The 20,714-nt window shown below is 71.8% G+C and carries 22 protein-coding genes and 1 pseudogene; 13 read left to right on the top strand and 10 right to left on the bottom strand.

Features of this window, described 5'->3' with window-relative positions; all coding sequences use genetic code 11:
- Window positions 1-49: 49 nt before the first annotated feature.
- Window positions 50-670, bottom strand: a complete 621-nt coding sequence (locus AB0D08_RS21620) for an N-terminal phage integrase SAM-like domain-containing protein (protein ID WP_359890729.1) — start codon at window positions 668-670, stop codon at window positions 50-52.
- Between the two features lie 1,120 nt (window positions 671-1,790).
- On the opposite strand from AB0D08_RS21620, the gene AB0D08_RS21625 reads away from it, so the two are divergent.
- From AB0D08_RS21625 to AB0D08_RS21635, 3 genes are all read left to right on the top strand, one after another.
- A complete protein-coding gene (locus AB0D08_RS21625) occupies window positions 1,791-2,006 on the top strand; it encodes a hypothetical protein (protein ID WP_149038611.1) in 216 nt (71 codons plus the stop codon).
- 52 nt (window positions 2,007-2,058) lie between these two features.
- A complete protein-coding gene (locus AB0D08_RS21630; protein WP_359890731.1) occupies window positions 2,059-3,285 on the top strand; it encodes an SPFH domain-containing protein in 1,227 nt (408 codons plus the stop codon).
- 82 nt (window positions 3,286-3,367) lie between these two features.
- Window positions 3,368-3,736: a helix-turn-helix transcriptional regulator gene (locus AB0D08_RS21635; RefSeq protein ID WP_033824917.1), complete on the top strand. Its 369-nt coding sequence runs from the start codon at window positions 3,368-3,370 to the stop codon at window positions 3,734-3,736.
- Here AB0D08_RS21635 and AB0D08_RS21640 read toward each other — a convergent pair.
- A complete protein-coding gene (locus tag AB0D08_RS21640; RefSeq protein WP_082527128.1) occupies window positions 3,657-4,235 on the bottom strand; it encodes an Hsp20/alpha crystallin family protein in 579 nt (192 codons plus the stop codon). The two genes, AB0D08_RS21635 and AB0D08_RS21640, sit on opposite strands and share 80 nt — an antisense overlap.
- On the opposite strand from AB0D08_RS21640, the gene AB0D08_RS21645 reads away from it, so the two are divergent.
- From AB0D08_RS21645 to AB0D08_RS21665, 5 genes are all read left to right on the top strand, one after another.
- Window positions 4,234-4,920 (top strand): type III effector protein, encoded by a 687-nt coding sequence (locus AB0D08_RS21645; RefSeq protein ID WP_359890735.1) that lies wholly within the window; start codon window positions 4,234-4,236, stop codon window positions 4,918-4,920. The two genes, AB0D08_RS21640 and AB0D08_RS21645, sit on opposite strands and share 2 nt — an antisense overlap.
- A 420-nt stretch (window positions 4,921-5,340) precedes the next feature.
- Window positions 5,341-5,571, top strand: coding sequence for a hypothetical protein (locus AB0D08_RS21650; protein WP_033824919.1), 231 nt, complete (start codon window positions 5,341-5,343; stop codon window positions 5,569-5,571).
- 82 nt (window positions 5,572-5,653) lie between these two features.
- Window positions 5,654-7,594, top strand: coding sequence for a molecular chaperone HtpG (htpG, locus tag AB0D08_RS21655; protein WP_033824920.1), 1,941 nt, complete (start codon window positions 5,654-5,656; stop codon window positions 7,592-7,594).
- A gap of 294 nt (window positions 7,595-7,888) precedes the next feature.
- Window positions 7,889-8,530 (top strand): hypothetical protein, encoded by a 642-nt coding sequence (locus AB0D08_RS21660; protein WP_359890739.1) that lies wholly within the window; start codon window positions 7,889-7,891, stop codon window positions 8,528-8,530.
- A 295-nt stretch (window positions 8,531-8,825) separates the two neighbouring features.
- Complete coding sequence (locus tag AB0D08_RS21665) at window positions 8,826-9,467, top strand: carbonic anhydrase (protein WP_359890742.1); 642 nt, start codon at window positions 8,826-8,828, stop codon at window positions 9,465-9,467.
- Between the two features lie 9 nt (window positions 9,468-9,476).
- Here AB0D08_RS21665 and AB0D08_RS21670 read toward each other — a convergent pair whose 3' ends face one another.
- A complete protein-coding gene (locus AB0D08_RS21670; RefSeq protein WP_033824923.1) occupies window positions 9,477-10,121 on the bottom strand; it encodes an L-threonylcarbamoyladenylate synthase in 645 nt (214 codons plus the stop codon).
- 212 nt (window positions 10,122-10,333) lie between these two features.
- Window positions 10,334-11,026: a hemerythrin domain-containing protein gene (locus AB0D08_RS21675; RefSeq protein ID WP_359890744.1), complete on the bottom strand. Its 693-nt coding sequence runs from the start codon at window positions 11,024-11,026 to the stop codon at window positions 10,334-10,336.
- Between the two features lie 1,226 nt (window positions 11,027-12,252).
- Between AB0D08_RS21675 and AB0D08_RS21680 the strand changes: the two genes are divergently transcribed.
- The 4 genes and pseudogenes from AB0D08_RS21680 (at window position 12,253) to AB0D08_RS21695 (ending at window position 14,035) form a co-directional block, all read left to right on the top strand.
- Window positions 12,253-12,687 (top strand): Hsp20/alpha crystallin family protein, encoded by a 435-nt coding sequence (locus AB0D08_RS21680; RefSeq protein ID WP_033824925.1) that lies wholly within the window; start codon window positions 12,253-12,255, stop codon window positions 12,685-12,687.
- Between the two features lie 171 nt (window positions 12,688-12,858).
- A pseudogene (locus AB0D08_RS21685) lies at window positions 12,859-13,062 on the top strand (STAS domain-containing protein); the annotation flags it as partial.
- 111 nt (window positions 13,063-13,173) lie between these two features.
- Window positions 13,174-13,578 (top strand): DUF2267 domain-containing protein, encoded by a 405-nt coding sequence (locus tag AB0D08_RS21690; RefSeq protein ID WP_359890746.1) that lies wholly within the window; start codon window positions 13,174-13,176, stop codon window positions 13,576-13,578.
- Window positions 13,579-13,636: 58 nt separating this feature from the next.
- A complete protein-coding gene (locus AB0D08_RS21695) occupies window positions 13,637-14,035 on the top strand; it encodes a DUF2267 domain-containing protein (protein ID WP_033824926.1) in 399 nt (132 codons plus the stop codon).
- A gap of 462 nt (window positions 14,036-14,497) precedes the next feature.
- Here the strand turns inward: AB0D08_RS21695 and AB0D08_RS21700 are convergent, their stop codons facing one another.
- Window positions 14,498-14,845, bottom strand: a complete 348-nt coding sequence (locus AB0D08_RS21700; protein ID WP_051814106.1) for a hypothetical protein — start codon at window positions 14,843-14,845, stop codon at window positions 14,498-14,500.
- 38 nt (window positions 14,846-14,883) lie between these two features.
- On the opposite strand from AB0D08_RS21700, the gene AB0D08_RS21705 reads away from it, so the two are divergent.
- Complete coding sequence (locus AB0D08_RS21705; RefSeq protein WP_033824927.1) at window positions 14,884-15,273, top strand: hypothetical protein; 390 nt, start codon at window positions 14,884-14,886, stop codon at window positions 15,271-15,273.
- 630 nt (window positions 15,274-15,903) lie between these two features.
- Here the strand turns inward: AB0D08_RS21705 and AB0D08_RS21710 are convergent.
- The 5 genes from AB0D08_RS21710 to AB0D08_RS21730 all read right to left on the bottom strand — a co-directional run bounded on the left by AB0D08_RS21710 (window position 15,904) and on the right by AB0D08_RS21730 (window position 20,268).
- A complete protein-coding gene (locus AB0D08_RS21710; RefSeq protein WP_033824928.1) occupies window positions 15,904-16,155 on the bottom strand; it encodes a hypothetical protein in 252 nt (83 codons plus the stop codon).
- A 402-nt stretch (window positions 16,156-16,557) separates the two neighbouring features.
- Complete coding sequence (locus AB0D08_RS21715) at window positions 16,558-17,349, bottom strand: hemolysin III family protein (protein ID WP_359890749.1); 792 nt, start codon at window positions 17,347-17,349, stop codon at window positions 16,558-16,560.
- A 1,649-nt stretch (window positions 17,350-18,998) separates the two neighbouring features.
- The gene (locus tag AB0D08_RS21720) at window positions 18,999-19,361 is read right to left on the bottom strand and encodes a hypothetical protein (protein WP_033824929.1); all 363 of its coding nucleotides are present in this window, start codon (window positions 19,359-19,361) and stop codon (window positions 18,999-19,001) included.
- 65 nt (window positions 19,362-19,426) lie between these two features.
- Window positions 19,427-19,831 (bottom strand): hypothetical protein, encoded by a 405-nt coding sequence (locus tag AB0D08_RS21725; protein WP_149038612.1) that lies wholly within the window; start codon window positions 19,829-19,831, stop codon window positions 19,427-19,429.
- A gap of 209 nt (window positions 19,832-20,040) precedes the next feature.
- Complete coding sequence (locus AB0D08_RS21730; protein ID WP_033824931.1) at window positions 20,041-20,268, bottom strand: hypothetical protein; 228 nt, start codon at window positions 20,266-20,268, stop codon at window positions 20,041-20,043.
- Window positions 20,269-20,714: the final 446 nt, after the last annotated feature.

A 20,714-nucleotide genomic window follows, 5' to 3' on the forward strand; every position in this document is an offset into this window, starting at 1 on the left:
GGATCAAGTCGTGCAGTATCCGACGGCCGGCCCGGGCGGCAAGCGCGGATCAGGTGGGCCGGCGGCCGTGAGGGTGCCCCGGCAGGCGATGGGCATGGGTATGGGTGTCGCGGTGGACGCTGCGAGGCGGGCGCTGCTGATCGCCGGTCGGGGGTGCGGGGGGCTTGCGAGAGGGGAGAGCAGCGAGGCGTTCCTGGATTCGGGCCTTGATGTATTCGTTGACTGCGGTGGTGAGGCGCTGCCAGCGGGCCGGATCGGTGTCGTGGGGTTGCCTCGGGCTCGTCCAACAGCCCGGCCTGCCGCGGCCCTTACGTAGTTGGGTGGTGACGTGGGCGCTCAGGTGCTGGCGGGTGAGGTCGATCAGGCGGATGGTGCCGAGGGCGGGGATGAGGTCCTGTTCGACGTAGGCGCGGTAGCGGGCCATGGTGGTGGGCTTGAGGCGCAGCTCCTTCTCGTCCAGCCAGTCCCGCAGGTACTCGGCGGTGCGCTGCCGGGGGTCGGTGACGACGCACAGGGCCAGGTCCTCGTTGAAGCGCCGCGGCGCGATGCGGGCGCGCAGTTCGTCGGTGAAGCCGGCGCGGCGGACGGTCCGGGGGCGGCCGTCGATGGGCGGGGTGTCGACGGCGAACGCCCAGGTGCCGTGGCGGGGTCGGCGGTGAGGCGGGGGCACTTGGTGCCGAGCTGTCGACGGTGGTCGTCGCGGCAGCCGCAGCGCCGGTAGAGGCGTCCTCGGTCTTTGCCCGGGTCCGGTGAGCAGCACATGGCGATCGCCTAGGAAGGTCGAGCGCGCGGGTTCTGCCTCCCATTCTGCTCCTCTGGGGGTGATCACCGTGTGACGACTACGCCCGGAGAATGGTTATTGACCTGCGGGTCTCCCTTGGCCAGGGACAAGGGGAGATGAGCTGCAGGCCGGGCTCGGCCGCGTTCGCGGCTGTTGGTTCTTGTGCTGGTCGGCCTCATCGTCGTCCCGGTCTTCGGCGTCGTCGCGTCGATTCGTCGTACTCGCTTGGGGGAGCCAGCAGCCGTGGATGCCGGCGAGGAGCTCCTCGGGGAGGCGGGCGGGGTGCTTGGGTCTAGGGAGCCGGTGGTGCCGGCGGGGTGGGTGTGGGTGCGCCGGGCGGTGTCGGACGGCTGCGCGAGGGCACAGGCCAGGTTCAGCAGTGTTGAGGTGCCGGCGTTTGTCGAGACAGCGGTGATGTGGGCCGGGTGGTCACGCTCGCCGCAGCCCCGCGGGGCGATCAACTCGCGCTGGTCGGGGTCGACGCCCGTACGTCGCGCCAGGGTGGCGCGGCACTGAGGGAACCGGTCTGCGACCTCGACCGTACGACAGGCCCCCTCGACCGGATCGCAGTCAGACAGCATTGGCGCGCCGGGGCCGCCGGCGTCGGCAGCGGGGCCTGTCGCGGCCGCAGGTCACGCACCGAACGACGGGGGGCAGCGCTGTGTAGCGCTCGCCCGCCGCCTTGACGACGGTGTCGACGTCATTCGGGTGGCCCGGAAATCCGCCGATCCGGGCGGTGGGTGGCCCAGTCTCCGAGCCGAGCCCGGTCGGCTCCGGGCCGGGGCTCCCCGGTCGGAGATCCGAGCCGGGGCCCGAGAAACGCCTCCCTGCTGCGGCCGGAGTACCGTGGGTGGGGTCGGGGCGGTCGCGCCGCGCGCGTTGCTCGCAGGCATTCTGCCGAAGGACTCGACCGGGGGCCCGGTGCCTCCAGGAGGGGTGCCGCCCGTGGCCGTTCGTGTTTCGGCCGCCCACCGCGCCGCCGTGTCGCGCGGCACGAGGTGTCATGTACGTGGCCGATGACTCCCAGCAAAGCCCGGTCGGAGCCGTCGGGCGGGTGACGGTGCCGATCCCGGCGGACGGGCCGGGCGAGGTGTTGGTCGGCCTGCGCGGCGGGTCGGAGGTGTTCGCGGCTTGGTCCGCCGGGCCGATCGCGGTCAACACCCGGGTGGTCGTGATCGACACGATCTCCGCCCGGTCGGTGCTCGTCGAGCCGTTGCCGCCCTGAGTCCGGCGGCCCCGCGGCCCTCGTCGAGCTGTTGCAGGTCAGGTGGTTCGTCATGTTGTTCTGGCACGTGCCCGCGCCCAACGAGGCCATGCTCATCTCCGGTTCGAAGCGGCAGTCGCAGGACACCCAGTTCCGGATCGTCACGGGCCACGGGAGCTTCGTCGTTCCCGTCAAGCAAAAGGCCCGCATGCTGTCCCTGGCCCTGCAGGAGGCGGAGATCGCCGAGGACTGCGTCACCCAGCAGGGCATCCGGCTCACCGTCCGCGCGGTCTGTGTCTTCAAGGTCGGCGACGACGCCGTGTCGATCGCCAACGCGGCCCGGCGCTTCCTGTCCGAGCAGAACCAGATGCAGGAACTGGTCGGACGGATATTCGCAGGCCACCTGCGCTCCATCATCGGTGGGCTGACCGTGGAACAGATCATCAGGGAACGTAGCCGGGTCGCCCAGGAAGTCATGGCGGGCAGTCACGGCGAGATGGAGAAGCTCGGCATCGTGGTGGACGCCCTGCAGATCCAGGAGATCGAGGACGCCACCGGCTACATCAACAACCTCGCCGCGCCGCACGCGGCGGCGGTGGCCAGTCAGGCCCGGATCGCCCAGGCCAAGGCCGACCAGGAGGCGAGCGAACGGGAGCAGCAGGCCGCCGCGCTCAAGGCCGAGTACGAGCGGGACACCGCGATCAAGCGGGCCGGCTTCCTCGCGGAGACCGAGCAGTCCAGGGCGCGCGCCGCACAGGCCGGGCCGCTCGCCGAGGCACGGGCCACCCAGGAGGTCACCGAGGAACAGACCGCCCTCGCGCAGCGCAATGCGGCGCTCACGGCGCAGCGGCTGGAGGCGGAGGTGCGGCGTCCGGCCGACGCCGAGGCCTACCGGAAGCGGACGCTGGCCGAGGCGGACCGCGACCGGGTGAAGTTCGAGGCCGACGCAGGCGCCTACACCGAACGGACCCTGGCCCAGGCCCAGGCGGACGCCAACGCCGCCCGCGCGGCGTCACTGCGGGACGGCAACCAGGAGCTGATCGCGGCCAACCGGATCGTGGAGGCCCTCCCCGCACTCGCCGACGCGGCGGCCCGGGGCATGGCGGGCGCCGATCTGACCGTCCTGAACGGCACCGACGGGGTGAACCAGATCGCGGCCGGCATCGCCAGCCAGGGGCTGGCCATCCTCCGGTCCCTCCAGCGCTCCGCGGCGCCCACAGCGACCTCGACGACCGGCGGATCGGCTGCAGACCCGAACGGCAACGGCCGCCCCACGCCCCGGCTCCCTGACCGGAGCTGACCCGGCCCCTCTGCCGCGAGAGCCGTCGAGTCTGCTGCTGCGCGCGGCCGCTCTGGCGCACTACGCCCACGACCTTGACCGGATGAGGCAGTTGGCCGAAGCGGCACTGCGGCAGGGCTTCGACCCGTGGGCCGCACTCCTGCTCGGCACCGCCCTGGGCGAGCTCGCCCGCGCCGATGAGGCGGTGTCCTACTGGCCTCGGCCATGGACGAGGTGGCCGACACCGACCTGGAAGCCGCTGACCGCCCGGGAGCAGGAGATCGCCGGGCTGGCGGCGCGCAGCGGCACCAGCCACAGCGTGGCGGAGGGCCTGCACCTGTCGGTGCGCACCGTCGAAAACCACCTGCAGAACATCTACGGAAAGCTTGGGATCAGCGGGCGGGCGGAGCTCGCCGACGCACTCGGGCGAGCACTACCCAGCCCAGAGAGGGGCGAGGACCATGACGCCTGAGCAGATCACCCTCGTGACCACCTCGGCGGCCCGGCTGCGTTCGCGGCTGCCCGAGATCGCCGATGTCGTCCTGTAGGTGGGCCGCGGTGGGGCCCAGGTCGAGCCTGTCGGCCAGCCGGATGCGGCGCTCGGACACCCTGCGGGCCCGTTCGGTGAGCTGGGTGTGCGCGCCCTCGCCGCGCGGGGTGGGTCGGCGTTCGGCCTTCACGGTGACTGTCCGGCCCAGTGGTTGGACCTCGATCGCCTCCGGCAAGATGCCGGGCAGGTCGAGCGCGATCATGAAGCGGTCGTCCTCGCGCCAGGTGTCCATCGGGATGGGGGTCGGCTGGGACCAAGGCCTGGGGGCGTTTGGTGGGGCACCGCGATACGCATGGACATCGTCGGACACCTCCGGTCCAGAAGGCCTTCGGGTGGTTCGCACCGGTGCGGCGCGACACGAGCCGTGTAACATGTCATCCATACGATGACAAGTACGCGGTCGGCGAAAGAGTGACGACATGGATACCCAGGACACCGGCGCGGCCGGGGTGGGGCCGGCCTCGTTCCTGGCCGCCGCCGCCGCGCTGAGCACGATGGACGCCGCCGCCCGCACCGCCCGCCACGCACCCCCGGACGAGGCAGGACAAGGCGATCCGCAACAGGCCCTATCCGCACTCCTGCTGCTGCGCCACCTGCGCGAGGAACTCGCCGACTGGGAGACCGGGCTGATCGAGACCGCCCGCGACGCCGGCGCCACCTGGGCCGACCTCGCCGAACCCCTGGGCGTCCAGAGCCGCCAGGCCGCCGAACGCCGCTACCTGCGCCTGCGTCCCAACGCTGACGCCGGCACCGAGGCGGGCAGCACCGGCGAGCAGCGCGTCCAGGCCACGCGCGACCAGCGCGCCGCCGACCGCGCGGTGACCACCTGGGCCCGCGACAACGCCGCCGACCTGCGCCGCCTCGCCGGACAGATCGGCGCCCTGGACGGCCTCAGCCCCCAAGCGGCCCCCGCCATAGATCGACTCCTGGACGCACTGGGCCACCACGACCCTGCCCGTCTGCTCGCTCCGCTCGCCGAGACCCGGCCCCTCCTGGAGGCGAACCACCCGAAGATCACCGACCGCCTCGATCAGCTCACCGCCCGAGCCGACCAGCTGCGCGCCGACAGCGACCGGCAGCGCCGCACACCGCCAGCCGGCCCGTGACCACCCCGGGGCACGCCCCTGCCGGTCCGCGACCCGCAAGCGGTGGACCGGTTTACCGCCGTAAGCCTGCACGCGGCGCCTGCCCGGCACGCGGGGCGCGAGTTGACGCCTGACGGCTACCGGCGTGCAGACCGCCCGTATCTTCCGAACCGTGACGGCCGCGCCGTCCCCGACCCCAGCCAACTCCCATGACTCCAGCCGACCTGCATCAGTTGCTCATCGAGCGTGCCCCGGGCATTACCGGTGCCGGCAAGCGTGACGACGACAGCCCCTACGGACTGACCGTGACCCTGGAGGGCGGCGGGCAGGTGTGGTGGACCATCACCGGCGCCAGCGGCCCCGCGCCCACCATCACCACCGGCGACGGTGACGGCGCCGATAGCGTGGAGGTGCCGGACCTGACGGGGCCCGTCGGTCCCGGTGGCCCTCGTCGAGCAGGCCCTCGTCACCGCCGCCATCGCGGCCGACGACCCGGTTGGTGGGATCGTGCGCGTCGACCGGTACAGCACGCGCCCGGACCCGCCCGCGGTCCGCTACGGCGCGACGCTGGAGTGCCGCGACGGCTGGAAGCTCTTCCTGTCCTGCTACGGCACCGCCCGCCCCGGCCACACTCGGCCCGAGCAGCCCTACCAGCCCCTCAGTCACATCTGAACACGCCCGGGGCCGGCCACGCAGCACACCGGCCTGCCCCGGCGGCTTGACCCGATCCGAACCCTCGAAGGAGACGCCTCCCGTGGCCAGTCCGACCCAGACGCTGGAGTTCCAGGCGGAGACCCGCCAGCTGCTGCAGCTGGTGATCCACTCCATCTACTCGAACAAGGACATCTTCCTGCGCGAGTTGATCTCCAACGCCTCCGACGCCCTCGACAAGCTCCGCCTGGAATCCCTCACCGACACCACCCTTGAGGCCTCCGACCCGCACATCATCCTGGAGGTCGACAAGGGCGCCCGCACCCTGACGGTGCGGGATAACGGCATCGGCATGACCCGCGACGACGTCGTCGACCTGATCGGCACCATCGCCAAGTCCGGCACCGCCGGCCTGCTGGCGAAGATCAAGGAGGCGAAGGACGCGGACGCCGCGCAGCACCTGATCGGGCAGTTCGGCGTCGGCTTCTACTCCGCGTTCATGGTCGCCGACAAGGTCACCCTCCACACGCGTCGCGCCGGCACCGAGCAGGGAGCCGTGTGGGAGTCCGACGGCGAGGGCACCTACACCATCGCGCCGGCCGACGGCCTGCCGGTAGGCACCTCGGTCACCCTGCACCTCAAGGCCGAGGACAGCGAGGACGGGCTGGGTGACTACCTGGCCCAGTGGAAGATCCGGCAGATCGTCAAGCAGTACTCGGACTTCATCCGCTGGCCCATCCGCATGGCCACCGAGCCCATCGGTACCACTACCGACGACGGCGCCGACGCCGACGGTGAGGCTGCGGGAGAGCTGGAGACGCTGAACTCGATGAAGGCCCTATGGGCCCGTCCTCGCAGCGAGGTGACCGAGGCCGAGTACAGCGAGTTCTACCAGCAGATCAGCCATGACTGGCAGGCCCCGGCCGAGACGATCCACATGCGCGCCGAGGGCACCTTCGAGTACGAGGCGCTGCTGTTCATCCCTACCCATGCCCCGTTCGACCTGTTCTCCCGGGACACCAAGCGGGGCGTGCAGCTGTACGTCAAGCGGGTGTTCATCATGGACGACTGCGACGCGCTGATGCCGAACTACCTGCGGTTCGTCAAGGGCGTGGTGGACGCCCACGACCTGTCGCTGAACGTCTCCCGCGAGATCCTGCAGCACGACCGCCAGATCACCGCCGTGCGCCGGCGCCTCGTCAAGAAGGTCCTCGGCGCTCTCAAGGACATCCAGACCAAGAACGGCGAGACCTACGCGAAGGTGTGGGAGCAGTTTGGCCGGGTCCTCAAGGAGGGGCTGATCGAGGACCGCGACAACACCGACGCGCTGTTGGAACTGGTCAGTGCCGCCTCGACCAATGATGCGGAGAAGCCGACCACGCTGCGCGAGTACGTAGAGCGGATGAAGGACGGCCAGGACACCATCTACTACCTGACCGGCGAGAACCGGGCGATGGTGGAGAACTCCCCGCACATGGAGGCCTTCACCGCCAAGGGCTACGAGGTCCTGATCCTCACTGACCCCGTCGACGAGGTCTGGACCGACCAGATCCCCGCCTTCGACGGCCACCGCTTCCAGTCGATCGCCAAGGGCCAGGTCGACCTCGACAACGACGCCGACGGGGAAGGCAGTGACGAGGCGAAGGCGGAGAAGGCCCAGCGCGAAGAGGACTTCGCCGCCCTCCTCGCCTGGCTCCAGACCACCCTGGCCGAGCACGTCAAGCAGGTCCGACTCTCCACCCGCCTGACCACCTCCGCGGCGTGCCTGGTCGGCGACGCCCACGACCTGACTCCCACCCTGGAGAAGATGTACCGGGCCATGGGCCAGGAGCTCCCCCAGGTCAAGCGCATCCTCGAACTCAACCCCACCCACCCCCTCATCACCGCCCTGCACCAGGCCCACCAGGCAGGAACGGACAACCCGGCACTCGCCGAAACCGCCGAACTCGTCCACGGCAGCGCCCTGCTCGCCGAAGGCGGCGACCTGCCCGACCCGGCCCGCTTCACGCGCCTGCTGACCGACCGCCTCACCCACGCCCTGTAACCCCCCGCCGGGGTGCGGCCCGCCGTACAACCCACCAGCCCGGCCGGCCGCACCCCGCACCGCGCTCGGCCATCCCCGCCAGGCGCGCGCCGCAGGGAAGGGCCTGGGGCGCTGCAGCCGAGTCGCATCGAACCGAGCGTCCCGCCGGAGCCGACCCTGGCCCCGGTGGGACGCGTGCGCAGCGCCCGGCTCGGCTTCCACGTCCCTGCGGCACCGCCGCCATCACCCGCTTCGGCAGCCGGAAACGGACCCGGGCCACCCGGCGGCCGCCCGACCGACCAAGGAGACAGAAGCGTGTACCAGTACACCGACCGCAAGAACCGCACCCTGGCCGACCGCGTCAACGAAGCCGCCGAGCGCCGCCTCGACCAGGGCACCGAGCGGGACCGCGCCGCCGCGACCGCCCTGCTGGCCGACATGCTCCACGCCGCCTCCCAGCACGGCATCACCCTCGATGTCTTCGACTGGGTCACCGACCTGCCCGGTACGTGCTACCGCGCCTTGGCCAGGCGCCGTGACCCGGCCGAGCGTGTCAACGCCGTCGTCGAGCGGCGCCCGGACGGGGGCACCGAGCAGGACCGCGCCGCCGCGACCGCCCTGCTGGCCGACATCCTCCACACCGCGGCGAAGCACGGCATCACCCTCGACACCTTCGACTGGGTCACCGACCTGCCCAGCACGTGCTACCGCGCCGTCCTCAGGCACCGCGACCTGACCGACCGCATCAACGAAGCCGCTCAGCGCCGCACCACCCCCGGCACCCAGGAGCAGAAAGCCGCCGCGACCGCGCTGCTGGCCGACATGCTCCAAGCCGCCTCCCAGCACGGCGTCACCCTTGACACCTTCGACTGGGTCACCGACCTGCCCGGAAACTGCTACGCCGCCGTCGTCTCACCTCTGCACGCGCGAACCACCCAGTGGGCCACGGCCAGCTGAACTCGACGAGACGGGCCACGCCTCGCCCTCCCCTTCACCGACGCTTCGCGCGGGCTGCTGCGGCGCCGGCTCCCTCTGAAACGGGAGAACACGCAGCGGCCCAGGACGAAACCCGTGTCCTGAGGCCCGAACTCCACCACCCGGCCGACACCCCCGCCGCAATCCGGACGGCCAACCGTGCGCTCTCACGGCCGAGGTGGGCTCCGGCCCGCTCAATGCGTTCACCGGGGGCCACCGGAACCGCGGGAAAGGGGTGCCCGCGCGCACTGCTGCGGCCGGGTCGTAGTCTGCAGCCATGACCGAAGCTCTTGCTGCGACGCCCCAGAACGCCTTCGAGACGCTGCTGGCCGGCAACCGGCGGTTCGTCGCCGGAGCTTCGGAGCACCCGAACCAGGACGCCGCCCGCCGCACCGAGACCGCGCCCGCCCAGAGCCCGTTCGCGGTGCTGTTCGGCTGCTCGGACTCCCGGCTGGCCGCCGAGATCATCTTCGACCGGGGGCTGGGCGACCTGTTCGTGGTCCGCATGGCCGGGCACGTCCTGGGGCCGGAGGTTCTGGGCAGCGTCGAGTACGGGGTGAGCGTGCTCGGCTCGCCGCTGGTCGTGGTGCTCGGCCACGACGCGTGCGGCGCGGTAGCGGCCACCCGCGCCGCCATCGCCGACGGCACCACCGCCGGCGGCTACGTGCGGGACGTGGTCGAGAAGGTCACCCCCAGCGTGCTGGCCGCCCGCGCGGCCGGGCACACCGAGGACGCGGACTACATCGCCGAACACATACGGCACACCGTCGACCTGCTGCTGGACCGCTCCCGCGCACTTGCCGAGGCAGTCCAGGCCGGCCGGGTCGCCGTCGTCGGGCTCTCCTACCGGCTCGCCGACGGCACCGCCCACCTGGTCACCGCCCGCGGCCTCGACCTGCCCGCCGGCTCGGTGGCGTGACCCGGTTGCTCAGCGTTCCTCCAGGTCCGGCACGACCTTGCGCAGCTGTTCGGCGCTGACCGCGCCCGCGCGCAGGAGTACGGGGGACCGGCCGGTGATGTCCACGATCGAGGACGGCACGGCCGCCGGCGTCGGGCCCCCGTCCAGGTAGACGGCCACCGCCTCACCGAGCATGCCGCGTGCGGCGTCGCAGTCCTGCGGCGACGGCTTGCCGGTCAGGTTGGCGCTGGAGACGGCCAGCGGCCCGGTCTCCACCAGCAGGTCGATGGCGACCGCGTGTGCGGGCATCCGCACCGCCACGGTCCCGTGCGTCTCGCCGAGATCCCAGACGAGCGACGGCTTGTGGCGGGCGACCAGGGTCAGCCCGCCCGGCCAGAACACCTCCATGAGCTCTCGCGCGCGCTCAGGCAGGTCGTCGACCAGGAGATCCAGATCGCCCGGCGAGCCGACCAGCACCGGGGAGGGCATGTTCCGGCCTCGGCCCTTGGCATCGAGCAGCCGGGCGACGGCCTCAGGGCTGAAGGCATCGGCACCCACCCCGTAGACGGTGTCGGTGGGCAGCACCACGATCTCACCCCGCCGCACCGCCGAGACGGCCTCGCGCAGGCCCATGGCACGCTCGAAGGCATCCGAGCAGTCGAAACGACCGGACATCGCAGTTCTCCCAACGAGCGGGCGCGCCCCGCACCTTTATCCGCGCCGATGAGCCCACACGGCCAATGCCGGTCACAGTACCCGGCACAATGATCGCGATCCCTGAGAACGGCCACCCCGGACCAAGCTGTTGGCCAGTCCTGCTCATCCTGACTGCCCACGCGCGCCGTCGCGAGGGTGTGGAACTCCTCTCCCGCACGCGGGATCGGGTGCTACGCCTGGGGGGCCACGGCGTTGGTTCGGCGGACGCGAGCGGTCGTGCGCTTGTAAAGGCGGATGCCGAGCGTGCGCCACAGGAGGCGGGCTGGGGCGGGCATGTGCGCGAGGAACTGCTGCCGTTCCTGTGCGGTCGCGTCCTCGAGGATCGCGCCTAGGAAGATCAGGAGCTTGGCCTTGGGGACGCTGCGGCGTCCGCGTTCGCCGACCTCGGACCACTCCCGAGCGGTGATGTGCTCGGCCATCAGGGGCAGGAGGTGTTCTTCCTCGTCGTCCATGTGGGCGGCAGCGTGCCGGTCGAGTGCGCGCAGGGCTTCGGCGAGGAGCAGGGCGGTGTCGCGGTCGCCCCGGGTGCGCCAGCGGTGCGACAGGTCGGTGGCCGCGGCGAGAGCACCGGCGATGGCCTCGTGCTGGTCCGCCATCCGCGCGACGACGTTGTCGCCGGGGACGGCGCGCTCGCGCAGCTTGGGCCACAGCAGGGCGTCTTCGCCCTCGTGGTGTTCGCCCAGGGCACCGAGGACCAGGTCGAGATGGTCGGCGAGAACGGCGGTGCGCCGCCGGTCGCCGGGGGCGTCTTCGACCAGGTCGGCCAGGATCGGTATCTCGCGGCGGAAGACGCGGTGCAGGACGACCATCTCCTGCGGGTCCAGACGCTCGGCGGAGGTGAACGGACCGGCGGTGGTAGGCATCGGGGTCCACTTCTGTGAGGCAACGGTGATCATTCCGAGAACCCGCAGCCTAGTGGCCCATGCTCTGCCGTCGGCAATGAGGTCAAGCCGTTCACCCGCCGCCTCGGCCCGGACCGAGCAACCCACAACCTCGCTCGCCGACCTCCCCGCTTGCTGCAACGAGCAACGAGCCGGGGAGCCGAGAGCTGGGCCGGGGAAATTCGAAGACGCTCGAACTGGCCCCTGGCGGGAAGGCTCTACCTCTGCGCCGGTCGACAATGACCACGGCACCGCCTTTCCGTACCACGGGAGTCGTGGGGACATCCGGGTGCCCGGCGATACCGCCATCGCCCCCTGGGATCAGGTGAAGTCCGACGCGCTGAGAACCACCGCGTCAAGCGATCGTCGGAACGCCTGGCCACCCCCGTTCCACCGGGCCACTGCCCGCGCTGAACCTCGGCGCTACCGCCAGCCTCCACCGGTCGCGCCCGCCGCTACTGCACCGACCGGTGTGGCCACAGGGCATCGAGGCCGCCGGCGGGGATGGCTGCCCGAGCCGGCGATGGCCGCGTCACCTGCCCGTGTCCCACGCCGCGACGGCGTGAGGCACGCACGCCGAGCACTCCGCTTCATCCCGGCCGCCTCGCCAACGTCAGGGGCCGGGGGCGGGTGCGGGGGTGTCCAGCCCGGTAGGACAGGGGCGAAGTCGGCGGGTCCGCTCGGCCGTGGCGTCAGATCGCGGCATATCGCCGGGTGTCTCGGGGGCGGTGGTTCTCCCTGCCGTACGGGTACCCGAATCGCTGCCCGGCGGCCTCCGGGGCGTGTTGCGGTGCGTTCGGGACGGTAAGTGCGTGCCGGTGGCCAACCGGGTCGGAGGGGTTCTGCGCGGGCGACCGCGCCGGTTGCTTCGTTGGGACGCTCGGAGGCTCTGGAGGCCTGGGACGGCATGCCGGGGCCAGGACCCGTGGGCCATGTCGTGGTGGAGGGCGTCGAGTCCGGCCAGGCAGGCATCGATGGCGTTGCCGCACTGTTCCGCGGGACGGCGTCGTCCATGGCGGCGAGCGCGGCGGCGAGGAAGGACGCCGGTCCCGTGGGGGTGCCACCGCAGGTGGCGGGTATGGCGGGCCACTTTCCCAGGGGTGTCACTCCTTCGGTGACTTTTCTGCTTGTCATTGGATGGACGACATGCTAGAACGGATTCAGGTGAAGCGCACTGGCTCCCACTCGATCAGTGGAGGTGTTTCGCGATGCTGATGCGCACCGACCCGTTCCGCGAACTGGACCGGCTGACCCAGCAGTTCCTGGGCACGAACGGCACGTGGTCGCGGCCGGCCCCGATGCCGCTGGACGCCTGCCGCGTGGGCGACGAGTACGTGATCTGCTTCGACCTGCCCGGGGTGGACCCGGAGGCGATCGATGTCGACGTCGAGCGGAACATGCTGACCGTCAGGGCCGAACGCCGCCCCCGCCACCAGGGCGACGACGTGAAGTGGGAGCTGTCCGAGCGCCCGCTCGGTGTGTTCTCCCGCCAGGTCATGCTCTCCGACACCCTCGACCCCGCCGGGATCAGCGCCGACTACGACAACGGCGTGCTGACGCTGAAGATCCCGATCGCGGAGAAGGCCAAGCCACGCAAGGTCGAGATCGGCCACAGCGGCAGCCGCAAGCAGATCCGGGCCTGACCTCTCCCCGGACCGCCGTCCCGCACCGCCGACCACCGGGCCCTGCGGGACGGAGGGCCCCCGCCGGCTCCACCGCCCGGCCCTGCCCGCCCCGGCACACCACTCCGTGCGGGCCGGGCCGACGGCGGGAGACCACCGTGCGCGACGACCAGGGGCACGAACCCCTTCGCGCTGCGGGCGTGCGGCGAGATCGACCTCGACACCGCCCCCACGCTGCGCCATGCCGTGACCGCCGTGCTCGGGGCACATCGGGAGACGGTGCTCGATCCGCCGGAGGCGAGGTTCATGGACTGCGCGGGCCCGGGCGCTCTGGTCCGGGCCCGCAACCAGGCCGACCGGTGCGGCAGCCACCTGGTCCTGCGAAGGGCCGGCTGCCGGGTGGTCCGGCTGGGCAGCTCACCGGTCCGCACCGGCGCCTGGTCGTCGAGCCCTGACCGGGCGTCGACGGCGTTCGCGCCGACGCCCCGGAACGGAGGGAGAGGAACCGTGGCTTTTCGATGGGAGGTGTTCCTGGATGAGGTCCGGGAACGCGGCGAATACGACACACCCCGGGAGGCCGAGCGGGCGGCGCGCGTCGTCCTGGCCCTGCTCGGCGCCCACCTGGTCGGCAACGTGCGCGCCGAACTGGCCGCCCGACTGCCCGAGACCCTCGCCCTGGTCCTGCTCAACCCGCTGCAGGCCGCCGAGCCGCTCGGCCCCGAGCGGTTCGTGCGCGCGACCGCGGCCTGGATCGAGGGCGCCACCGAGACCACCGCCCTGTGGGACATCGGCGCGGTCCTCAGCACCGTGGCCGACGCCGCCGGCGACGATCTCACCGAGCGCGTCCTGCTCCAGCTGCCGCCCGGCTACGACCTCCTGTTCGGCCGGCCCCGGCCCGGCCACCGCCCCTGAATACCCCCCGCGCCGCCGCACCCGCGACCGGCCCCGTCCCCCCTGGAAGGCCACCGCCATGACCCGGTACCGCCTCCTTCTCCAGCAGGTCCGCACCCTGGGCCGCTACACCTGCGACGAGGAGGCCGAACGCGTCCTCGCCGCAGTCCTGGCAACCCTCGGCAGCCAACTCACCGGCGAGCAACGCTGCGACCTCGCCGCAGCCCTGCCCGAGCGCGCCCGCACCGTCTTCGCTTCGCAGATCCCGCTGCCCCAACCGGTCGCCGCCCCTGCCTTCGTCGAAGCCGTCGCCCGCGCCCTGAACACCAGCCTCACCGCCGCCCGCTGGGACGTCTCCTCCGTCCTGGCGGCCCTCACCGACCTCGCCGGCGACCACCTCACCGACCGCCTCCTCGCCGACCTGCCCCGCGGCTACGCGCTGCTGTTCGGCCGCGCCGACCTCACGATCGCGGCTTGACCCGGGACGGCACTACCGGCGCCGGCCACCCGCCACCCAGCGTGGCAGGGCGGCCGGAGCCGGGCCGCCAATCCGGCCGGCGGACACCGGAGCGCAGGCCGACCACGCACGACCGCCACCGCCGGGTACCGGCTCGAATCCGGCGCCACCGGTGCACCCGCGACATCCACCTCGGCCAGGTGTGACCGGCCCAGCCCTGCCGAGGACCGGCTGGAACCGGAACCATGCCGGAGTTCGCCTCCTGGCCGGGCATCAGCTCCCTCGCCCCGGCCAAGCAGGGCGAGCGTGCTGCGCACCACGACGCCAAGCGCAGGATCGGCTTGGATATCTGGTCAGGCAGGTCCGCGAGGGTCCTGAGTAGTAGCGGTACAGCCGTGAACGGTGAGATTGATCTTGCTGGCGATCCCTTCCGGCGCCGCCATCGATGTGTCAAGAGCGGTCACCGGCCGGGCCCAGTTCGGGTCAGCTCTCCCGGCCGCCGGGGATGATCCGCAGGACGGGGCCGGCGGGGGCGAACTCGCCGAGGTCGAGAACGGCGTCGCGCCAGTTGGCGATCAGCTGCAGCAGCCGGGCAGTGTCGTCGGGGAACGGAGGCGGATCGGTGCCGGGGACGACGGGGTGGAGGATCGCCGCGGCGAGCCGGACGGCGTGCAGGGCGGTGGTCGCGCGGGTCGATCCCGCGGGCGTGCCCGACGTGCCGCCGGGCGGCGAGGCGCTTCCGCCCGGTGTCTTCCGGCGCCTCCACCTGGACAGTGGTCGTAGCCGGTCCGGCGCCTGCCTCGGATACGGTGTTCCTCTACGGGGTGCCATAACGGATGTGACGCCCCCCACCGGAGGTAAGTCAGCGTATGAGTTCAAAGCGCAGCAAGAATCCAGCCCTGCCCGTACTTGACGACGCATTCCGACTCGCGTCGGTCAAGGACGCCGAAGAGTCCACCCGTGACTTGGCCGCGCGGCTGGCCACCACCGAGCTGCGCCGCGTTTCCCACCCGGGCCGGGTCACCTGGGAGCCCACCGATCAGGCCGAGCCCGTCCCGGTCCCGCCGACTGTGGTCGACGGTGACGGGGACCTGTGGCTGCGGGACCGGGGCACTGGCACCTGGACCATGCCCGAGTTCAACCCGCAGGAGTTCCCGGCCCGCTGTGGCGAGGTTCTGACGTGGAACCAGCTTGCCTGCGAGTACGGCCCGCTGACCGCACTGGCCGACGACCGCCGCATCGGCGGCCGCCGGCGCTGACCGCGCAGCCCTCTGGGATGACCGCGCCCCTGAAGCGCCCGTTGCGGGTAGCCGGGAGCCCCAGCTCACCGCCGAGCCCGACGATGGCGGCGAGAAGGTGAGCGTGGTAGTGGCGTGCGACGGCCTCGAGCAGCGCGGTGCGGGCCTGGCGCCACCCGACGTCCTCGTTGCGGCCGGCGTCGGTGGCCCAGCCGGGTAGCGGTCGGCCTTCGCTTGCCGTTGTGAGCGCGCGGCCCAGCTCGCCGATCGACTGCTGCCAGTCGGCCAACTGCCCGAGCCGGCCGCGCACCAGCTCGTCGACGGCGGCCACCGGGCCGGAGCCGAAGGCCCGCGCTTCGGCGGCGGCCTCGGCGAGGACGTCTTCGTCCAGGTCCTCGAGGGCCTCGCGCCACGGAGCGGCCACAGCGTCGAAAGCGGCCAGGGCGGCGTGCAGCTCGGCGTCGAGAGCGGCGGGCGACCACGGCGACGGGGTGCGGGGCGGACGGACGGAGGCGGACAGGGCGAGCCCGGCACCTGGAGCGAGCCCGAGCCGGGCGGTGCTGCTCACCCGGCGGCCGGGCAGCCCGAGCGGTCGTCGGCCGTGATGGTGCCGTCACCGTTCGCCGCCCAGGTCCTCGACCACGCGCAGGATCAGCTCGGTGGCGATGCGGTACAGGTCTCCCACTGGTCAAGGTCCAGGCCGAGCGCGGGGTCGTCGGCCACCCGCAGCAGAGCGGCGGCCGCGACGCCGGACCCGGCGGCGGCGAGCGCGTTGTGCAGGGCCTGCGCGCACGCCTGCTCGTCGCGGTCACCCTGGTAGTGCAGGGCGATCTCGAAGGACTCGGCCGCACCGTCGAAGCCCCGCCGGGCGGGCGGCGGCCACGCACATGTCGGAGGTGGCAAGCCCGCCGTCCGTTCGCGGCCGAGGAGCTGTGGGCGGGGCGCACCGCCCGGGTGGTCGCGATGACCGGCCTCAACGAGGAACAGATGATGCGGGCACTCGCATGGCAGGACGGCCATGGTCACGGCCATCCGTCCGGTCACGCCCGGGTGTGAGCGCCCAGAGCGCGGGCGTGGTCCTGTGTGTTCGTGGTGGTCGACCGGTGGCGGCCGGGGCGAGGCTGGTGCCCGCCGTGTTGGACCGGGTGCATCGGCCCGATCTGTGATGCCGTCCACGCCGGCCGACGTGCGGCTGCGCGGTCGTGTGCGCCGGCTGTCGGGGCCCGCACGGGTCGCACCGCATTTACGGGAGCCCGGCCCCGCAGCCGCCTGTTGCACCAGTGCCAGCGTGCCCTCGACGACCAGTCATGTGGCCGCCAGGAAAACGGCCGTGTAGTGCGCGCCGAAGGCGGCGACGGTGAGGGCGTGGAAGACCTCGTGAAAGCCGAACCAGCAGGGTGACGGGTCTGGACGTTTGAGTCCGTAGACGACACCTCCCGCGGTGTAGAGCAGACCGCCGGCGATGACGAGGACGACGACCGCGGTGCCGCCGGTTCGTGCGAAGTCGGGCAGGTAGAGGACGGCTGCCCAGCCCAGGGCGATGTAGCACGGGGTGTACAGCCACCGGGGAGCCCCCATCCACAGCGTGCGGAAGGCGATGCCGGCCAGGGCGCCCGCCCACACCACGGTCAGCAGCACCGTCTGGCGCCGTCCGTGCAGCAGCAGCACCGCCAGCGGGGTGTAGGTGCCGGCGATGATCAGGAAGATGTTCGCGTGGTCGAGCCGCCGCAGGACCGCCTCCCCGCGCCGGCCCCATGTTCCCCGGTGGTAGACGGCGCTGGTACCGAACAGCAGCCAGGCCGACAGCGCGAACACCGAGCAGGCCGCCACCGCCGCGGCCGGGCGCGCAAGGGCGACCAGGACGATGCCGCCGGCCAGTGAGAGGGGGAAGATGCCGGCGTGCAGCCAGCCGCGCATCCTCGGTTTCAGCGCCGCCTCCTCGCACTGCGCGCCGCTGGCCGGGTCGGTGGCTGTCAGCCGGGCAGTCGTGCCGGCGGGCGCATCAACTGCGGCGGTGTGGAGGGAGCCGGACGTGCTGCCGGGGCCGGGCCGGGACTTTCCTCCGTCTCCCGGCGGCTGGGTGTCTTCGGCGATCATGCGCTCATTTTAGGAAAGGCGGATGACGTGCGGCCGACGCGCGCACCTCATCCCCACAACGATCAGTCCCGACCACGGCGAGGGCGACGACGGTGGTCGGCACCGGCCGGTGGGGGAGCCGAGGCCCGGTTCTCAGCGATGCTGCCACAGGCGGTGAAGTTCAGCGAGGGCGGCTTCGAGGTGGTCGGCGAGGGCGAGGTCGTCGCTGGGCAGGGTTCGTTCCAGCCCTCTGCGCGACGGCGCGGTGCAGCTGTAGTGACTCGCTGTGCCCGTCGGTGAGGAGGACCGACAGGAGCGGCTCCCCAGCGGCCGTCAACTGGTCCACCAGGGCGAGCACCTGGATCTTCTGCGCCTGGCGAGCGCGGGGAGCAGCTTGTGCCCGGTTCTCTCGTGCAGGGCACTCCACGAGCGCCGCGGACGGTGTTGGCGACCCCTGCCATGGGGCTGTTCTTCGCGGCGTTCCACCATGCCTGTGGGGTGGGACCGTAGGCCAGGGGCGCCGGCACCGGCTGGTCCGCCGGGGAGGCATCGGGCGGCCCGATCGGTCGCCGGGGTTCTTCGCCGGGGGGCAGGGGAGCGACTGGGAGGGGTTTCCCTGCGCGTGCCGGCATGTTGCTCTCGGATGCGGGCCGAGTGGCCTTCAGCTTCGCGGGGTCGTCCACATCTGCGGGTGTGTTATCGGTGCCCGCCCTGCCGGGAGTGGCAGCTGGGTACGACGCTTCTCCATCCTTGACCTCTTCATGCTCCACACGGTGACTTGTGATCATTGTGCACACTGGCCGCCGGGCCGTCTCTCCCGCCCTCGGCTCGCAGGTGCACCGCGATCGCCTGACGGCGCACGACCGTCAAGACTTCTGCCGACGCGGCCAGATCATCGCCGTGACATGCGAAGCCGAGGCCGGCACCGCGGCCGGGGCATTCCGAGGCAAGGACCCACGACACCGCCGCCATCGTTCTGTGCCGACCGTCCCAGACTGCGCACGCGACACAGACGAGCGTCGAGACCGGATCCTGAGCAGTCGCCGCAACCCCGGAGATGGACACCGACAGACATGAGCGCGCGTTCCTGGGTGAGGTTCCCCGAGCTGCGGAAGGATGCCGGAGGTGGCCTGATGGGCCAGGAGAAGGTAGTGAGTGCTCCGCTCGGATGGACACCATCGGTGTGGTGACCGGGTGGAGGGGACGGTCACGCACTCAGCGCGACTGCGGTCGTTGAGGCTGCTGTGCAGCCTTCGTACGTCGTACCGCCTCTCGATCCACTCGCAGATCGCAGTCCGGCCGCTGCCCGGCTGAGCCGATCCGGTCGCTGGCCAACTCCCTTTTGAAGGCGGCGAAGAAGGACCGGGCAAGGGCATCGTCCGATGCGGCCGACCGGCAGCCGAGATGACCGGGCCCTTCGGGCACCGCTGGTGGGAGGCGGTGAGCAGGGCGTCGACGACGAGCCCGGTCCGCAGGTGGTCGCCGGTGGCCCACCCGACGACCAAGCGGGCGGGGAGGCCGATGACGTGGCCGGACAGCAGGAGTGCCCGTCAAAGCTGATCAGGCGTACGCCACACCACGCCCCGCCCTGCCCCGCTCAACGCTCGGCGACTCCCTGGCGCGGGGACGTACGATGCCACGCCGGAAGGCTATGCGGCCTGCCGTCGCTATCAGGTGTCGGAGTAGCCGAGGTCGCCGATGGTCCAGCTGCTGATGTCTTCGATGGCGATGCGGTACATGCCGCCGGTGTGGGGCAGCGCGAAGTCGCCCTGAAGGATCTTCGCCCGGTGGAGATGCAGGTGGGTCGGCCGTGCGGGCGGGCCGTCGGCGGGCGGGGCGAAGAGGGCGGCGAACGGCTTCAGGTGCTCCGAGGCCTGGAGGACCTCCGCCACCCGCTCCCACCACAGGGTCACCGGTGCGAGCCTGCCGGTGATCACCGCTCCGGGGACCACCACGGTCAGGGACATCTGGTTGCTGTGCTCGGACTCGACCATCGCGGCGATGTCGACGAGCAGCCCGTCAGGGTTCGACATGCCCCAAGAATAGGACACGGCCTCCATGGCCCAAGGGCCTGGGTGGCGGCCGTGACGGCCACGGGCTACGCGGCGGCGCCCTGACGTGCCGGTCGGCTGCGCCGCGGTGCGGGGCAGAAGGGAGCAGTCGTGAGGGCTGGGGCATCGCCTGGATCGTGTGGTCCGGCGGTGACGAGAAGGTCGGTTCCGAGGGTGGTGACGGTGAAGCCCGAGGCGCCGAGGATCTCCGACAGGGCGAGTACGAGTGCGTTGCGGATGCCACGGAACTCGGTGCGCCCGGCGGCGTCGGCGGGATGCGGACAGGCCTGGAGGGTGGGGCCGATCAGGTCCTGGCCGGGACTCCACGCCAGCACCAGGCCGGTCCCTGGACGCTGCTGGGCGGAGAGCCCGGCGGCCTGGTGCGGTGCTGGCTCGAACCCTCGGAGGGAGAGCACTGCGCAGACGGACTCAAACAGGCGTTTGTCATCCACGCGCGGAGTTTATCGGCTGCCCGGCCCGCTGTCGGTTGCCAAGGGCGGCTCGCCACGTGTCTTTCCGGCCATTGCAGGTGAGGCTCCCGACCGGATCGGTGGGCGCCGTTCGGCCCGGCCGGGGTGTGCGTCTCCTGGACGGCGCGCCGTCCAGGAGACGCACACTGTGCGCTGCGGTGTCCCCGGCCGGGAGCCGCGTGCGTCCTGGGTCAGAGTTTGAACATCGCGGTGTAGGGCTGGGTGATGCGTTCCCGCCGCGATCCGAAGTCGACGAGTACCGCGATGTCGCTGTCGCCTTCGACCCCGACGGCCCGGCCGAGGCCGTACGTGTCGTGGGTGACGCGGTCGCCGACGGCGAAATGCTTGCGCGGCGCCTCGATCCGGGCCTTGAAGGGGCTGGTGGGCAGGACACGGCGAACTGCTACAGATTTCGTCATCCCCTGCAGTATGCGCCGAAAATCGCGGGAGCGGGCCTTTTCCGGCGTATTCGATTTCGCAGCTGCGGCAAGAATTTCGCGCACGCCGCCCGCAATGATCACCGGTCGCGCCGGGGGGTGCGGTGCGGGGCCGGCGTGGCAGGGCGGGCGCCTCAGGGCCCGCGCGACCCGCCCGTCCAGGTAAGCCGGGCAGCGGGCTCCGAAGGCGCTGCAGCTGGCGCCCAACCAGGCTGCCAATCAACCGTGTTGACGGTCCTGCGGCCTCGTGGTCGGCGGCGCCCGGCGCGAGACACCGCAGAACCGGGGGCGGAATGTCCGCCCGTGATGGGCCCGGGCCTGCTAGAGTCTCCTTAGTTGCAGTAGTGGTTCCCATGAACTTTGTGTGCGCCTGCTGATGTTCCGCAGGCGCCTTTTTGTTTCCCGGCTCTCTCCGGGTGGGTGCTCAT

This window comes from Kitasatospora sp. NPDC048540 (genome assembly GCF_040651175.1).
GTDB lineage: Bacteria > Actinomycetota > Actinomycetes > Streptomycetales > Streptomycetaceae > Kitasatospora.

Coding starts and splice junctions, on each gene's coding strand:
- AB0D08_RS21695 (WP_033824926.1), top strand. CDS start 13,637: ATGACCCGGTACCGCCTCCTTCTCCAGCAGGTCCGCACCCTGGGCCGC.
- AB0D08_RS21730 (WP_033824931.1), bottom strand. CDS start 20,268: ATGACGAAATCTGTAGCAGTTCGCCGTGTCCTGCCCACCAGCCCCTTC.
- AB0D08_RS21720 (WP_033824929.1), bottom strand. CDS start 19,361: ATGTCGAACCCTGACGGGCTGCTCGTCGACATCGCCGCGATGGTCGAG.
- AB0D08_RS21675 (WP_359890744.1), bottom strand. CDS start 11,026: ATGCCTACCACCGCCGGTCCGTTCACCTCCGCCGAGCGTCTGGACCCG.
- AB0D08_RS21630 (WP_359890731.1), top strand. CDS start 2,059: ATGTTGTTCTGGCACGTGCCCGCGCCCAACGAGGCCATGCTCATCTCC.
- AB0D08_RS21665 (WP_359890742.1), top strand. CDS start 8,826: ATGACCGAAGCTCTTGCTGCGACGCCCCAGAACGCCTTCGAGACGCTG.
- AB0D08_RS21640 (WP_082527128.1), bottom strand. CDS start 4,235: ATGTCGTCACTCTTTCGCCGACCGCGTACTTGTCATCGTATGGATGAC.
- AB0D08_RS21715 (WP_359890749.1), bottom strand. CDS start 17,349: ATGATCGCCGAAGACACCCAGCCGCCGGGAGACGGAGGAAAGTCCCGG.
- AB0D08_RS21680 (WP_033824925.1), top strand. CDS start 12,253: ATGCTGATGCGCACCGACCCGTTCCGCGAACTGGACCGGCTGACCCAG.
- AB0D08_RS21670 (WP_033824923.1), bottom strand. CDS start 10,121: ATGTCCGGTCGTTTCGACTGCTCGGATGCCTTCGAGCGTGCCATGGGC.
- AB0D08_RS21705 (WP_033824927.1), top strand. CDS start 14,884: ATGAGTTCAAAGCGCAGCAAGAATCCAGCCCTGCCCGTACTTGACGAC.
- AB0D08_RS21635 (WP_033824917.1), top strand. CDS start 3,368: ATGAGGCAGTTGGCCGAAGCGGCACTGCGGCAGGGCTTCGACCCGTGG.
- AB0D08_RS21700 (WP_051814106.1), bottom strand. CDS start 14,845: ATGGCACCCCGTAGAGGAACACCGTATCCGAGGCAGGCGCCGGACCGG.
- AB0D08_RS21645 (WP_359890735.1), top strand. CDS start 4,234: ATGGATACCCAGGACACCGGCGCGGCCGGGGTGGGGCCGGCCTCGTTC.